We start from the raw sequence: 15,099 nt of genomic DNA, 5'->3' as shown, positions 1-15,099 counted from the left end.
TCGTGCCGGTGGCCATGGAGGAGAAGCTGCGCTTCGCCATCCGCGAGGGCGGCCGCACCGTCGGCGCCGGCGTCGTCGCCGCCATCAACGACTGACGATCGATCCGGGGCGGCGCCGCGCGCCGCCCCGCCTCTCCGACGCCGGCTCCCGTCTCGACGGGGGCCGGCGTCGTCGTTTCGGGCGGGCGGGGTCCTGTCGGCGCCGCTTCCCGCCCGCTTCCCGCAAGCGACCCCTTGCAAGCCGCGCCGCGATGGGGCATTGGGCGGTGCGCTAGGAGTGTAGCTCAACTGGTCAGAGCGCCGGTCTCCAAAACCGGAGGTTGCGGGTTCGAGTCCCTCCACTCCTGCCAGACATTCAGCCCGATCCCGCGCGGCGGCCCGGTCGACAAGCCGGGGGAGTTGCGCTAGAGCGGGCGCAATCCGAGATCTGAAGCGACCGTCGGTGCGGGCCCATCCGGGTCCTCGGCGCCGACATTCGCATTCCCGGATGCGGTCTCTGCCTCGGGGCCGAACACGCACAGACACTGGCGCCATGGCATCGAACGAAGCGACCAAGAAGGTGGACCTGGTGCGCGGCGCGGCCCGCGGTCCCGCGAATCCGCCGCCCGCCCGGCCCGCGACCCCCGCCCGCGCGCCGCAGAAGCGCGCCACGCCGGGCGAGTTCTTCGCCCAGGTGCGCGACGAGGCCCGCAAGGTCACGTGGCCGACCCGCCGGGAGACCACGATCACGACCATCATGGTGTTCGTGATGGTCGTCGCCGCGAGCCTGTTCTTCACGGTCGTGGATCAGGCCCTGCGCTTCTTGGTCGGCCTGATCCTGGGCGTCTGAGAAATCCTGGGCGTCTGAGGGCGGCTCGCCGCCGATCGGGGGTGACCCCGGGGACTTGTCGGAGTTGAACGGAACCGTGTCGAAGCGCTGGTACATCGTCCACGCCTACTCGAACTTCGAGAACAAGGTTGCCCAGTCCATCAAGGACCAGGCGGCCCAGCGCGGGCTGACCGAGCTGTTCGACGAGGTGATGGTCCCGACCGAGAAGGTCGTGGAGGTCCGCCGCGGCCGGAAGGTCGACGCCGAGCGCAAGTTCTTCCCCGGCTACGTGCTGGTGAAGTGCGACCTCACCGACGAGGTCTACCACCTGATCAAGAACACCCCGAAGGTCACGGGCTTCCTCGGGGCCGACAAGTCGAAGCCGGTGCCGATCCCGGACGCCGAGGCCGAGCGGATCAAGGGCCAGGTCGCCGAGGGCGTCGACCGGCCGAAGCCCTCGATCTCCTTCGAGATCGGCGAGACCGTCCGGGTCGCCGACGGCCCGTTCGCCAGCTTCAACGGCACCGTCGAGGAGATCGACGACGCCCGCTCCCGCCTCAAGGTGGCCGTGTCGATCTTCGGCCGCGCCACGCCGGTCGAGCTCGAATACGCCCAGGTCGAGAAGGCCTGAGCCCCCGATCGCGGCGGCCCTCCGGCCGCCCGTCCGTTCCGGTCGCCGCATCCCCACCGGGTGCGGGTACCGCGAAGCCGCCGCGTTCCGCTGAGAGCGCGGCACCATCCGCGGGAGAACCGCCCGGCTTCGCCTCCGGGATCCACGGCTCGCACCGCGACCTGCAACCGTCCGACCCGCCGCGCTTCAGGCCGCACGGGGGCGGATTTTCATTGGGAGCAGTCCCATGGCGAAGAAGATCACGGGCTACGTGAAGCTTCAGGTCCCGGCCGGCGCCGCCAACCCGTCGCCGCCGATCGGCCCCGCGCTCGGTCAGCGCGGCCTCAACATCATGGAATTCTGCAAGGCCTTCAACGCGAAGACCGCGCAGATGGAGAAGGGCACCCCGATCCCGGTGATCATCACCGCGTATCAGGACCGCTCCTTCACCTTCGAGATGAAGCAGCCCCCGGTCACCTTCTTCCTGAAGAAGGCCGTCGGCCTGAAGCTCGGCAAGAAGCCGGCCTCCGGCTCCAAGACCCCGGGCAAGGGCCCGACCGTCGGCAAGATCACCGAGGCGCAGCTTCGTGAGATCGCCGAGAAGAAGATGCCCGACCTCAACTGCGACACGGTCGAGTCGGCCGTCGCGATGATCCGTGGCTCCGCGCGGGCCATGGGCCTCGAAGTCGTCGCGTAAGGGAGGGCAGCATGGCTAAGGAAGGCAAGCGCATCCGCGCCGCCCGCGAGGGCATCGAGGCGACCAAGCTCTACGCGCTCGACGAGGCGATCAAGCTGGTCAAGGAGCGGGCGACCGCGAAGTTCGACGAGACCGTCGAGGTCTCGATGAACCTCGGCGTCGATCCCCGCCACGCCGACCAGATGGTCCGCGGCGTCTGCAACCTGCCGAACGGCTCCGGCCGGACGGTGCGCGTGGCGGTCTTCGCCCGCGGCGCCAAGGCGGACGACGCCAAGGCCGCGGGTGCCGACATCGTCGGCGCCGAGGATCTCCTCGAGATCGTGCAGAGCGGCAAGATCGAGTTCGATCGCTGCATCGCGACCCCCGACATGATGCCGCTGGTCGGTCGTCTCGGTAAGGTGCTTGGCCCGCGCGGCCTGATGCCGAACCCGAAGGTCGGCACCGTCACCATGGACGTGAAGGGCGCCGTCGCCGGCGCCAAGGGCGGCTCGGTCGAGTTCCGCGTCGAGAAGGCCGGCATCGTCCATGCCGGCGTCGGCAAGGTCTCGTTCGACGCCGACAAGCTCGTCGAGAACATCAAGGCCTTCGCGGACGCCGTCGCCAAGGCGAAGCCCGCGGGCGCCAAGGGCACCTACGTCCAGCGCATCGCCGTCACCTCGACGATGGGCCCGGGCGTGAAGGTCGAGCCCAACACGGTCCTGACCGCCTGAGGCGGGACGAATCGTCGACGCCGCGGAGCGCCCGGCCGGGAACGGCCGGGCGCTCTGCGTTAGCGGGAGCGGGATCGGTGCTCGTCCCTGTCTCGGACCTGTCTCCGACGCAGGCCTGTCCAGGGCGTGAGGCAGGCGCGGAATACGGTCGGTGACGCGACAGGAAGACAAGCCGCGATGGGCCGGCCCGAACCTGCGTCCCTCACGCCATTCTTAACCGCCGAGGGGGGCGCCAACGGCCGCGGCTGTGCTAGATAGGCCGGCATGCGATGCACCCTGACGGTCACCTCCAAGCGACGCATCCTGTGCGTCTTTCCCGCCTACACGCCGTCCTTCGGGACATTCTCCCACGCCTACCCGCTGATGGGCGGGGTGAAGGCGTTCATGCCGCCGCAGGGGCTGCTGCTGATCGCGGCCTACATGCCGGAGGCTTGGGAATGCCGGTTCATCGATGAGAATATCCGCCGCGCGGGCCCGGCTGACTTCGCCTGGGCCGACGCGGTCTTCGTCTCCGGGATGCACATCCAGGAGCCGCAGATCCACGATATCCGCGACCGCGCCCGCGCGGCCGGGAAGGTGACGGTGCTGGGCGGCCCCTCGGTCTCGGGCGCGCCTGAGAAGTACGGCGACTTCGACTACCTCCATATCGGCGAGATCGGCGACGCCACCGACCAGCTCGTCGCCCGCCTCGACGCGGACCTCACGCCGCCGCCCGCCCAGGTGGTGCTGGAGACCAAGGATCGCCTCCCGCTCGCGGACTTCCCGGCTCCCGCCTACGAGGCGGCGCCGCTCAAGCGCTACCTGATCGGCTCCCTGCAATTCTCCTCGGGCTGCCCCTACCGCTGCGAGTTCTGCGACATCCCGCAGCTCTACGGCCGCCAGCCGCGCCTGAAGAGCCCGGAGCAGATGTGCGCCGAACTCGACGCCATCGTCAGCCAGCCGGGCCACCCGGCGGTGGTCTACTTCGTCGACGACAACTTCATCGGCAACCGCAAGGCGACCCGCGAGATGCTGCCGCACCTCGTGGAATGGCAGAAGCGGAACAACTACCCGCTCCAGTTCGCCTGCGAGGCGACGCTGAACATGGCCAAGCAGCCCGAGATCCTGGAGCTGATGCGGCAGGCCAACTTCATGACGGTGTTCGTCGGGATCGAGACCCCGGAGGCGGACGCCCTCAAGGGCATCGACAAGACCCACAACGCCGCCGTGCCGATGTACGAGGCGATCGAGACCCTCAATTCCTACGGGCTCGAGGTGACCTCCGGCATCATCCTGGGCCTCGATTCGGACACCGACAAATCCGAGCAGAACCTGATCGACTTCATCGACCGCTCGGCGATCCCGGTCCTGACCATCAACCTGCTCCAGGCCCTGCCCAAGACCCCGCTCTGGGACCGGCTGGAGCGCGAGGGCCGGCTCCTCCACGACGCCAGCCTCGAGTCGAACGTCCTGTTCAAGCGCCCCCACGATTCGGTGGTGAGCAGCTGGCGCCGGGCGATCGCGCACGCCTACGAGCCGGAGAAGATCTTCGAGCGCTTCAAGCACCAGTGCGCGGTGACCTACCCGAACCGCATCACCACGCCGACGGCCGGCAAGCTCACGTTCACCAACCTGCGCCGCGGCCTCATCCTGGGCTTCAACATCATCACCCGCGTCGGGATCTTCTCCGACTACCGCAGGCCGTTCTGGAGCGCGGCCGGCTACGCGCTGAAGCGCGGGCAGATCGAGGCGGTGTTCAACATGGGGTTCGTGGCCCACCACCTGATCCGCTTCACCCGCGAGGCCCTGCGCGGCGAGCACAACGCCTCGTTCTACGCCGCGAAGGCCGCGGAGGCGAAGGCCGCCCGCGACCGCAGCTGGTGGGAGGCCGCGCGGCGCAAGCTGGTGCCGGAGCGCGAGGCGGCCTAGCCGGGGATCCCGGGACGGGCCCCGAGCGATGCAGCAGCGGCAGGGTACCCGCGCAAGTCCTTGCCTGCGGCGGAAAAGTCGCGCTCCGGCCCTTGGCAGGCGGCTTGCTAGGCTCTATACACCGCGCCTCACGCATTTCATCCTCACGGAAGGAGAGCGGCCGATCGGCCGGTTTCCGCTCGAAATGTCGCCCGGGCAACCGGGTGGCACTGGCCGGAAGGATCCCAGGGGCGACGAGCCCCGCGGAGCCTTGTCCGGCCATGTCCTGTCCGAGACTGCAGGTGCCGGTTCGCCGGCTTAATCCGCCAGCCTGCACAGACGGGGAAGACCGAATTCGAAACGCCTCGCCTCGGCCCCGGCCGCGGAGGGGTGTCGGTTTGAACCAACTCGCCCGAGGCGGCCCGAAGGGGCACGCGCGGGGACAGGGCCGCGAAGCGTCGTTCGGACGTTCCCGGTCTTCCTGAAGGCCGAGACCACGTCCGGGCGGCATGTGCAACCGGCGGACCCGAGACCGGGTTCCGCCAACCGGAGAGAGCCCAGTGGACCGGACAGCTAAAGCTGATCTCGTCTCGACGCTCAACGGCGTGTTCAATCAGAGCGCCGTCGTCGTCGTGGCCCACTACAAGGGCCTCACGGTCGCCGACATGCAGAAGCTGCGCGCGCAGATGAAGCAGGCCGGCGCCACCGTGAAGGTCGCCAAGAACAGCCTCGCCGGCATCGCACTCGATGGCACGGACGTCGCCTCCATCAAGCCGCTCCTGAAGGGCCCGACCCTGCTCGCCTATTCCGGCGATCCGGTCGCTGCCGCGAAGGTCGCGGTCGATTTCGCCAAGGTCAACGACAAGCTCGTGATCCTCGGCGGCGCGATGGGGAAGACCGCCCTGAACCCGGACGGCGTGAAGGCGCTCGCCTCGCTCCCGTCCCTCGACGAACTGCGCGCCAAGATCGTGGGCCTCGTGCAGGCGCCCGCGACCAAGATCGCTCAGGTCGTCAACGCGCCGGCGGCGAAGCTCGCCCGCGTGTTCGGGGCCTATGCCAACAAGGACGAGGCCGCCTGAGGCCCTTCAAAATCCATCCGTTCAAACCGATATCTGAGAGGAATTCAAAATGGCTGATCTCGCCAAGCTCGTCGACGACCTGTCCTCGCTGACCGTGCTCGAGGCCGCTGACCTGGCCAAGATGCTCGAGGAGAAGTGGGGCGTCTCGGCCGCTGCTGCCGTCGCCGTGGCCGCCGGCCCGGCCGCCGGTGGCGCCGCCGCCGCTGCCGAGGAGCAGACCGAGTTCACGGTCGTCCTCGCCTCCGCCGGCGACAAGAAGATCGAGGTCATCAAGGAGGTCCGCGCGATCACCGGCCTCGGCCTCAAGGAGGCCAAGGACCTGGTCGAGGGCGCGCCGAAGCCGATCAAGGAAGGCGTCGCCAAGGACGAGGCCGAGAAGCTCAAGGCCCAGCTCGAGAAGGCCGGCGCCAAGGTCGAGCTCAAGTAAGTCGACGATGGGCCGGTCTCGGCCCATCACCCCACGAAGGCTCCGCGCGAGCCTGTCGTGACCGGAGCCCGCGGGTCAGCGCCCGCGGGCTTTAGGCCGCTTCGGCGGATGGTCCTGGAACGGGACCGGCAAGAGATTCGGTTCGGTGGCGCGGCTCGGCGGGGCGCGCGTCACGGCCCGGTGCGGGAGGTCCCTTTCGGGAACGCTTCCCCGGGCGCGAGGCACGCGGGTAGGAGCGAGGTCACATGGCCAACACGCTGGTCGGTCGCAAGCGCATTCGGAAGTTCTTCGGCAAGATCAAGGAAGTTGCCGAGATGCCGAACCTCATCGAGGTTCAGAAGGCGTCCTACGACCAGTTCCTGATGGTCGACGAGCCCGAGGGCGGGCGCGCCGACGAGGGGCTGCAGAGCGTGTTCAAGTCGGTGTTCCCGATCTCCGACTTCGCCTCCACGGCGCTGCTCGAGTTCGTGCGCTACACCTTCGAGGCCCCGAAATACGACGTGGACGAGTGCCGCCAGCGCGGCATCACCTTCGCGGCCCCGCTGAAGGTCACGCTGCGCCTCATCGTGTTCGACGTCGATCCGGACACCCAGGCGAAGTCCGTCAAGGACATCAAGGAGCAGGACGTCTACATGGGCGACATGCCCCTGATGACGGAGAACGGCACATTCATCGTCAACGGCACCGAGCGCGTCATCGTCTCGCAGATGCACCGCTCGCCGGGCGTGTTCTTCGACCACGACAAGGGCAAGACCCACTCCTCGGGCAAGCTCCTGTTCGCCGCCCGCATCATCCCGTACCGGGGCTCCTGGCTCGACGTCGAGTTCGACGCCAAGGACATCGTGCACGTCCGCATCGACCGGAAGCGCAAGCTGCCGGCGACGTCGCTGCTCTACGCCCTGGGTCTCGACGGCGAGGAGATCCTGTCGACCTTCTACAACAAGGTCGTCTACGACCGGGACGGCGCCGACTGGCGCGTGCCGTTCGACGCCGAGCGCATGAAGGGCATGAAGGCGACCGTCGACCTGATCGACGCCGATTCCGGCGAGGTCGTGCTCGAGGCCGGCAAGAAGCTGAATGCCCGCAACGCCCGCCAGATCACCGAGAAGGGTACCAAGTCCCTCAAGGCGACCGACGAGGATCTCGTCGGCCAGTACGTCGCCGAGGACCTCGTCAACGTGCAGACCGGCGAGATCTGGGCGGAGGCCGGCGAGGAGGTCACCGACAAGCTCCTGAAGAGCCTGGAGGAGGTCGGGATCACCGAGCTGCCGGTGCTCGACATCGACCACGTCAACATCGGCCCCTACATCCGCAACACGCTGGCGGTGGACAAGAACTCCAACCGCGAGGGCGCGCTGTTCGACATCTACCGGGTCATGCGCCCGGGCGAGCCGCCGACCCTCGAGACCGCCGAGGCGATGTTCCACTCGCTGTTCTTCGACTCCGAGCGCTACGACCTCTCGGCGGTCGGCCGCGTGAAGATGAACATGCGCCTCGACCTCGACGCCGCCGACACCGTGCGCACCCTCCGCAAGGAGGACATGCTGGCGGTGGTCAAGGCGCTCGTGGAGCTGCGCGACGGCAAGGGCGAGGTCGACGACATCGACCACCTCGGCAACCGCCGCGTCCGCTCGGTGGGCGAGCTCATGGAGAACCAGTACCGCCTGGGCCTCCTGCGCATGGAGCGCGCCATCCGCGAGCGCATGAGCCAGGTCGACATCGACACGGTCATGCCGCAGGACCTGATCAACGCGAAGCCCGCGGCCGCGGCCGTGCGCGAGTTCTTCGGCTCGTCGCAGCTGTCGCAGTTCATGGACCAGACCAACCCGCTCTCCGAGGTGACGCACAAGCGCCGCCTCTCCGCGCTGGGCCCGGGCGGTCTGACCCGCGAGCGCGCCGGGTTCGAGGTGCGCGACGTGCACCCGACGCACTACGGCCGCATCTGCCCGATCGAGACGCCGGAAGGCCCGAACATCGGCCTGATCAACTCGCTCGCCACCTTCGCGCGGGTGAACAAGTACGGCTTCATCGAGACCCCGTTCCGGCGCGTGCGCGACGGCGTGGTCACCGACGAGGTCGCCTACCTCTCGGCCATGGAGGAGGCGAAGTACTACGTCGCCCAGGCGAACGCCCAGATGGACGAGAACCGCAAGCTCACGGAGGACCTCGTGGTCTGCCGCCGGGCCGGCGAGGTGATCGTCGTCGGTCCTGAGCGCGTCGACCTCATGGACGTGTCGCCGAAGCAGCTCGTCTCGGTGGCCGCGGCGCTGATCCCGTTCCTCGAGAACGACGACGCCAACCGCGCGCTCATGGGCTCGAACATGCAGCGCCAGGCGGTGCCGCTGGTCCGCGCCGACGCCCCGTTCGTGGGCACCGGCATGGAGGCGGTGGTCGCCCGGGATTCCGGCGCCGCCATCGCGGCCCGCCGGGCCGGCATTGTCGATCAGGTGGACGCCACCCGTATCGTCATCCGCGCCACCGAGGAGGCCGACGCCAACAAGCCGGGCGTCGACATCTACCGGCTGCAGAAGTTCCAGCGCTCCAACCAGTCGACCTGCATCACGCAGAAGCCGCTGGTCCGCGTCGGCGAGTTCGTGAAGAAGGGCGAGATCATCGCCGACGGTCCCTCGACCGAGTTCGGCGAGCTGGCGCTCGGCCGGAACGTGCTCGTCGCGTTCATGCCGTGGAACGGCTACAACTTCGAGGACTCGATCCTGCTCTCCGAGCGGATCGTGAAGGATGACGTGTTCACCTCGATCCACATCGAGGAGTTCGAGGTGATGGCCCGCGACACCAAGCTCGGGCCGGAGGAGATCACCCGCGACATCCCGAACGTCTCCGAGGAGGCGCTCAAGAACCTCGACGAGGCCGGCATCGTCTATATCGGTGCCGAGGTGAACGCGGGCGACATCCTCGTCGGCAAGATCACCCCGAAGGGCGAGAGTCCGATGACGCCGGAGGAGAAGCTGCTCCGCGCCATCTTCGGCGAGAAGGCCTCGGACGTGCGCGACACCTCGCTGCGGGTGCCGCCGGGCGTCACCGGCACGATCGTCGAGGTCCGGGTGTTCAACCGCCACGGCGTCGACAAGGACGAGCGCGCCCAGGCGATCGAGCGCGAGGAGATCGAGCGGCTCGCCAAGGACCGCGACGACGAGCAGGCGATCCTCGACCGCAACACCTACGCCCGCCTCGCGGACGTGCTGATCGGTCAGGCGCCGGTGGCCGGCCCGAAGGGCTTCCGCAAGGACACCACGCTCACGCGCGAGCTGATCAACGATTACCCGCGCTCGCAGTGGTGGCAGTTCGCCGTCATCGACGACCGTCTCATGACCGAGATGGAGGCGATGCAGAAGCAGTACGACGAGTCGAAGAAGCGCCTCGAGCAGCGCTTCCTCGACAAGGTCGAGAAGCTGCAGCGCGGTGACGAGCTGCCCCCCGGCGTCATGAAGATGGTCAAGGTCTTCGTGGCGGTGAAGCGCAAGATCCAGCCAGGCGACAAGATGGCCGGCCGTCACGGCAACAAGGGTGTCGTGTCGCGGATCGTGCCGATCGAGGACATGCCGTTCCTGGAGGACGGGACGCATGCCGACATCGTGCTCAACCCGCTGGGCGTGCCCTCGCGCATGAACGTCGGCCAGATCCTGGAGACGCACCTCGGCTGGGCGGCTGCGGGCCTGGGTCGCAAGGTGTCGAAGGCGGTGGATGCCTATCTGAAGTCGCAGGACATCGCGCCGCTGCGGGAGGAGATGAAGGCGATCTACTCCCCGGGCGAGCTCGACGGCCTGACGGACGAGGAGCTGGCCGAGGCCGGCAACAACGTCCGCCGCGGCGTGCCGATGGCCACGCCGGTCTTCAACGGCGCCAAGGAGGCCGATATCGAGCAGATGCTTGAGATGGCCGGTCTCGACCGCTCGGCGCAGTCGACGCTCTACGACGGGCGGACCGGCGAGCCCTTCGACCGCAAGGTGACGATGGGCTACATCTACATGCTGAAGCTCCACCATCTCGTGGACGACAAGATCCACGCGCGCTCGATCGGCCCCTACTCGCTCGTCACCCAGCAGCCGCTGGGCGGCAAGGCGCAGTTCGGCGGCCAGCGCTTCGGCGAGATGGAGGTCTGGGCGCTGGAGGCCTACGGCGCGGCCTACACGCTGCAGGAGATGCTCACGGTGAAGTCGGACGACGTGGCCGGCCGCACCAAGGTCTACGAGGCGATCGTCCGCGGCGACGACACCTTCGAGGCCGGCATCCCCGAGTCGTTCAACGTGCTCGTCAAGGAGATGCGCTCGCTCGGCCTTAACGTCGAGCTGACGTCCTCCAAGAAGGCGGCCAACGACCAGCTTGAGCCCCCGGCCGACGCGGCCGAGTAAGCCAGCGAGAAAACCTCCCGTGGCGGCGGTTCCCGCCGCCACGGTCGAGCGGGGAGGGGAGGGGCCTTCCGGGGTTCGACGACGGTGAGCAGCGCCCGCGCGGGGCGCGGCGCCGGATCTTTTTCAGGACGCGGTGGCCCGGCGCGGGGCTGCCGGCGTCAACAAGGAGCGGATCATGAACCAAGAGGTCATGAACCTTTTCAACCAGCAGGCCCAGCCGGTCAGCTTCGATCAGATCAAGATCTCGATCTCGTCCCCGGAGAAGATCCTCTCCTGGTCGTACGGTGAGATCAAGAAGCCCGAGACCATCAACTACCGGACCTTCAAGCCCGAGCGCGACGGCCTGTTCTGCGCGCGCATCTTCGGGCCGATCAAGGACTACGAGTGCTTGTGCGGCAAGTACAAGCGCATGAAGTACAAGGGCGTCATCTGCGAGAAGTGCGGCGTCGAGGTCACCCTCGCGCGTGTCCGGCGCGACCGCATGGGCCACATCGAGCTGGCCGCCCCCGTCGCGCATATCTGGTTCCTGAAGTCGCTGCCGTCGCGCATCGGCCTGCTGCTCGACATGGCGCTCAAGGACCTCGAGCGGATCCTGTACTTCGAGTCGTACTGCGTCATCGAGCCGGGCCTCACCCCCCTGAAGGAGCGCCAGCTCCTGTCGGAGGAGGAGTACCTGCGCGCGCAGGAGGAGTACGGCGAGGACTCGTTCACCGCTATGATCGGCGCCGAGGCCATCCGGCGCATCCTGCAGGAGCTGGACCTCGACAAGATCGCCAACGATCTGCGCGAGGAGATCGCCGTCACCACCTCGGAGCTGAAGCCCAAGAAGCTCCTGAAGCGGCTCAAGATCATCGAGGCCTTCCAGATGTCCGGCAACAAGCCGGAATGGATGATCCTCACGGTCGTGCCGGTGATCCCGCCGGACCTGCGCCCGCTGGTCCCGCTGGACGGCGGCCGCTTCGCGACCTCCGACCTGAACGACCTGTACCGCCGCGTCATCAACCGCAACAACCGCCTGAAGCGGCTGATCGAGCTGCGCGCGCCCGACATCATCATCCGCAACGAGAAGCGGATGCTGCAGGAGGCTGTCGACGCCCTGTTCGACAACGGCCGCCGCGGCCGCGTCATCACGGGCGCCAACAAGCGCCCGCTGAAGTCGCTCGCCGACATGCTGAAGGGCAAGCAGGGCCGGTTCCGCCAGAACCTGCTCGGCAAGCGCGTCGACTACTCGGGCCGCTCGGTGATCGTGGTCGGTCCGGAGCTGAAGCTGCACCAGTGCGGCCTGCCCAAGAAGATGGCGCTGGAGCTGTTCAAGCCGTTCATCTACGCGCGCCTCGACGCCAAGGGCTTCTCGGCCACCGTCAAGCAGGCCAAGAAGCTCGTCGAGAAGGAGAAGCCGGAGGTCTGGGACATCCTCGATGAGGTGATCCGCGAGCACCCGGTGATGCTGAACCGCGCGCCGACGCTGCATCGCCTCGGCATCCAGGCCTTCGAGCCGAAGCTGATCGAGGGCAAGGCGATCCAGCTGCACCCGCTGGTCTGCGCCGCGTTCAACGCCGACTTCGACGGCGACCAGATGGCCGTGCACGTCCCGCTGTCGCTCGAGGCGCAGCTGGAAGCGCGCGTCCTGATGATGTCGACCAACAACATCCTTCACCCGGCCAACGGTCAGCCGATCATCGTGCCGTCGCAGGACATCGTTCTCGGCCTCTACTACCTGTCGATCGTGGCCGAGGGCGCGCCGGGCGAGTTCAAGCCGGGCAACACCAAGAACCCGATGCAGGGCGTCTACGGCGACATGGGCGAGCTGGAGCACGCTCTCGCCGCCAAGGCCGTGTCGCTGCACTCGAAGATCAAGTGGCGCTGGACCGGCATCGGCCCGGACGGGGAGCCGCTGACCAAGACCTACGAGACCACGCCCGGCCGCGTGATCCTCTCCGGCGCCCTGCCGAAGCACGCCAAGGTGCCCTTCGACGTCGTCAACAAGCTGATGACCAAGAAGGAGATCTCGGCGATGATCGACACCGTCTACCGCCACTGCGGTCAGAAGGAGTCGGTGATCTTCTGCGACCGGATCATGGCGCTCGGCTTCAACCACGCGTTCAAGGCCGGCATCTCGTTCGGCAAGGACGACATGGTCGTGCCGGAGAACAAGTGGTCGATCGTCGACACGACCCGCGCGCTGGTGAAGGATTACGAGCAGCAGTACAACGACGGCCTGATCACCCAGGGTGAGAAGTACAACAAGGTCGTGGATGCCTGGGCGAAGTGCTCGGACAAGCTGGCCGCCGAGATGATGGGCCGGATCTCGGCCGTCCAGAAGGACGAGCACGGGGCCGACAAGCAGGTCAACTCGATCTACATGATGAGCCACTCGGGTGCCCGCGGCTCGCCTGCCCAGATGAAGCAGCTCGCGGCGATGCGCGGCCTCATGGCCAAGCCGTCGGGCGAGATCATCGAGACCCCGATCATCTCGAACTTCAAGGAAGGCCTGGACGTTCTGGAGTACTTCAACTCCACGCACGGTGCCCGTAAGGGCCTGGCCGACACCGCCCTGAAGACCGCGAATTCCGGCTACCTGACCCGCCGCCTCGTCGATGTGGCCCAGGACGCCGTCATCCGCGAGGTCGATTGCGGCACGACCAACGGCATCAAGATGCGCGCCATCGTGGATGCCGGCCAGGTCGTGGCGACGCTCGCCACCCGCATCCTGGGCCGCGCCACGGCCGAGGATCTGGTGGCCGCGGACGGCACGGTGATCGTCAAGACCGGCGAGACCATCGAGGAGCGGCACCTTCCGGCGATCAACGCCGCCGGCATCCAGGAGGTGAAGATCCGCTCGGTGCTCGTCTGCGCGACCAAGAGCGGCGTCTGCGCCACCTGCTACGGGCGCGATCTCGCCCGCGGCACGCCCGTCAACATGGGCGAGGCCGTCGGCGTCATCGCGGCGCAGTCGATCGGCGAGCCGGGCACGCAGCTCACGATGCGCACCTTCCACATCGGCGGTGCGGCCCAGATCGCCGACTCGTCGTTCATCGAGTCGAGCTTCGAGGGCACGATCAAGATCCGCAACCGTGCGATCGCCAAGAACTCCGATGGCGATCTGATCGCCACCGGCCGCAACGTGGCGGTGGTGGTCGTCGGGTCGGACGGGGTCGAGCGGGCGGTCCACCGCCTGCAGTACGGCGCCAAGCTCCGAGTCGACGAGGGTGACAAGATCAAGCGTGGGCAGCGCATCGCCGAGTGGGATCCCTACACCCGTCCGATCCTCACCGAGGTCGACGGCATCGTGGCCTACGAGGACCTGGTCGACGGTCAGTCCATGACCGAGACCACCGACGAGTCGACCGGCATCGCCAAGCGCGTCGTCGTCGACTGGCGCGGCTCGGCCCGGACCTCCGACCTCAAGCCCGCGATGGTCGTGGTCGATCGGGACGGCAAGGCGCTCAAGCTGCCCCGCGGCTCGGACGCCCGCTACTTCCTTCCGGTCGACGCCATCATCGGCTTCGATCCCGGCGCGAAGGTGAATGCCGGCGACATTCTCGCCCGCGTCTCGACCGACTCGGCCAAGACCCGCGACATCACCGGCGGTCTGCCGCGGGTGGCGGAGCTGTTCGAGGCCCGGCGCCCGAAGGACGCGGCGATCATCGCCGAGAAGTCGGGCACCATCGCGTTCGGCCGCGACTACAAGAACAAGCGTCGGCTCACGCTGACGCCGCATGACGGCTCGGAGGCGGTCGAGTACCTGATCCCGAAGGGCAAGCACATCCACCTGCAGGACGGGGACGTGGTCGAGCTCGGCGATTACATCGTCGACGGAAACCCGGCCCCGCACGACATCCTGGCGATCAAGGGCGTGGAGGAACTCGCGGCCTACCTCGTCAACGAGATCCAGGAGGTCTACCGGCTGCAGGGCGTGTCGATCAACGACAAGCACATCGAGGTGATCGTCCGTCAGATGCTGCAGAAGGTCGAAGTGACCGACGGCGGCGACTCGGACATCCTCTCGGGTGACCAGATCGACCGGACGGAGCTGACCGACTTCAACGAGAAGCTGCTCGCCGAGGGCAAGAAGCCGATCCAGGGCGTTCCGGTCCTGCTCGGCATCACCAAGGCGTCGCTGCAGACCAAGTCGTTCATCTCGGCGGCCTCGTTCCAGGAGACCACCCGCGTCCTCACCGAGGCGGCGGTCAACGGCAAGGTCGACACCCTGGAGGGCCTGAAGGAGAACGTCATCGTCGGGTCGCTGATCCCGGCCGGCACGGGCTCGATGGTGGCGGATATCCGCTCCATCGCCCGCCGCCGCGACGCGATGATCCTGCAGCAGAAGCAGGCCGAGAGCGGCGCCATGCCGGTCGAGGAGCTTCCGCCCGCCGCCGCCGAGTGAGGCCGTCGGCAGGACTGAGTTGGGAGAGGGCGGCCTTCGGGCCGCCCTTTCTCGTTCCGGCCTGCCTTTGTCCGGCCGTGTCCCCTCACCAACTCGAACGCCGTCTTTGCGAGCGCAGCGAAGCA

Annotated in this window: 9 protein-coding genes, 1 tRNA gene and 1 pseudogene; all 11 read left to right on the top strand. The window is 67.8% G+C overall.

The features are described from left to right. Positions 1 to 95: pseudogene (locus ACQKQD_RS30945) on the top strand (EF-Tu/IF-2/RF-3 family GTPase); the annotation flags it as partial. 177 nt (positions 96 to 272) lie between these two features. After that, positions 273 to 349: transfer RNA gene (locus ACQKQD_RS30940), tRNA-Trp, on the top strand. A 182-nt stretch (positions 350 to 531) separates the two neighbouring features. Beyond that, positions 532 to 828 (top strand): preprotein translocase subunit SecE, encoded by a 297-nt coding sequence (gene secE, locus ACQKQD_RS30935; RefSeq protein WP_020096222.1) that lies wholly within the window; start codon positions 532 to 534, stop codon positions 826 to 828. Positions 829 to 904: 76 nt separating this feature from the next. After that, the gene (nusG, locus tag ACQKQD_RS30930; RefSeq protein WP_012320778.1) at positions 905 to 1,438 is read left to right on the top strand and encodes a transcription termination/antitermination protein NusG; all 534 of its coding nucleotides are present in this window, start codon (positions 905 to 907) and stop codon (positions 1,436 to 1,438) included. A 226-nt stretch (positions 1,439 to 1,664) separates the two neighbouring features. Then, positions 1,665 to 2,114 (top strand): 50S ribosomal protein L11, encoded by a 450-nt coding sequence (rplK, locus tag ACQKQD_RS30925; RefSeq protein ID WP_010686899.1) that lies wholly within the window; start codon positions 1,665 to 1,667, stop codon positions 2,112 to 2,114. An 11-nt stretch (positions 2,115 to 2,125) separates the two neighbouring features. Beyond that, entirely contained in the window at positions 2,126 to 2,824 is a 699-nt protein-coding gene (gene rplA, locus ACQKQD_RS30920; protein WP_020096224.1) for a 50S ribosomal protein L1, read from the top strand. Positions 2,825 to 3,088: 264 nt separating this feature from the next. Further along, positions 3,089 to 4,732, top strand: coding sequence for a B12-binding domain-containing radical SAM protein (locus ACQKQD_RS30915; RefSeq protein WP_091927686.1), 1,644 nt, complete (start codon positions 3,089 to 3,091; stop codon positions 4,730 to 4,732). Positions 4,733 to 5,271: 539 nt separating this feature from the next. Further along, positions 5,272 to 5,790, top strand: coding sequence for a 50S ribosomal protein L10 (gene rplJ, locus ACQKQD_RS30910; RefSeq protein WP_026605422.1), 519 nt, complete (start codon positions 5,272 to 5,274; stop codon positions 5,788 to 5,790). A gap of 49 nt (positions 5,791 to 5,839) precedes the next feature. Then, positions 5,840 to 6,217 (top strand): 50S ribosomal protein L7/L12, encoded by a 378-nt coding sequence (gene rplL / locus ACQKQD_RS30905; protein WP_020096227.1) that lies wholly within the window; start codon positions 5,840 to 5,842, stop codon positions 6,215 to 6,217. A gap of 245 nt (positions 6,218 to 6,462) precedes the next feature. Further along, positions 6,463 to 10,587 (top strand): DNA-directed RNA polymerase subunit beta, encoded by a 4,125-nt coding sequence (rpoB, locus tag ACQKQD_RS30900; protein ID WP_100253151.1) that lies wholly within the window; start codon positions 6,463 to 6,465, stop codon positions 10,585 to 10,587. Positions 10,588 to 10,762: 175 nt separating this feature from the next. Further along, complete coding sequence (rpoC, locus tag ACQKQD_RS30895; protein WP_026605423.1) at positions 10,763 to 14,974, top strand: DNA-directed RNA polymerase subunit beta'; 4,212 nt, start codon at positions 10,763 to 10,765, stop codon at positions 14,972 to 14,974. Positions 14,975 to 15,099: the final 125 nt, after the last annotated feature.

This window comes from Methylobacterium sp. NPDC080182 (genome assembly GCF_050281105.1).
GTDB lineage: Bacteria > Pseudomonadota > Alphaproteobacteria > Rhizobiales > Beijerinckiaceae > Methylobacterium.
Note: the sequence above shows the minus strand (reverse complement) of the source record. Positions and strands in the feature narration are given on the sequence as shown.

Excerpts from the sequence above, each read along its gene's own strand:
- secE (WP_020096222.1), top strand. The coding sequence starts at position 532 with ATGGCATCGAACGAAGCGACCAAGAAGGTGGACCTGGTGCGCGGCGCG.
- ACQKQD_RS30915 (WP_091927686.1), top strand. The coding sequence starts at position 3,089 with ATGCGATGCACCCTGACGGTCACCTCCAAGCGACGCATCCTGTGCGTC.
- rpoC (WP_026605423.1), top strand. The coding sequence starts at position 10,763 with ATGAACCAAGAGGTCATGAACCTTTTCAACCAGCAGGCCCAGCCGGTC.
- rplA (WP_020096224.1), top strand. The coding sequence starts at position 2,126 with ATGGCTAAGGAAGGCAAGCGCATCCGCGCCGCCCGCGAGGGCATCGAG.
- rpoB (WP_100253151.1), top strand. The coding sequence starts at position 6,463 with ATGGCCAACACGCTGGTCGGTCGCAAGCGCATTCGGAAGTTCTTCGGC.
- rplL (WP_020096227.1), top strand. The coding sequence starts at position 5,840 with ATGGCTGATCTCGCCAAGCTCGTCGACGACCTGTCCTCGCTGACCGTG.
- rplK (WP_010686899.1), top strand. The coding sequence starts at position 1,665 with ATGGCGAAGAAGATCACGGGCTACGTGAAGCTTCAGGTCCCGGCCGGC.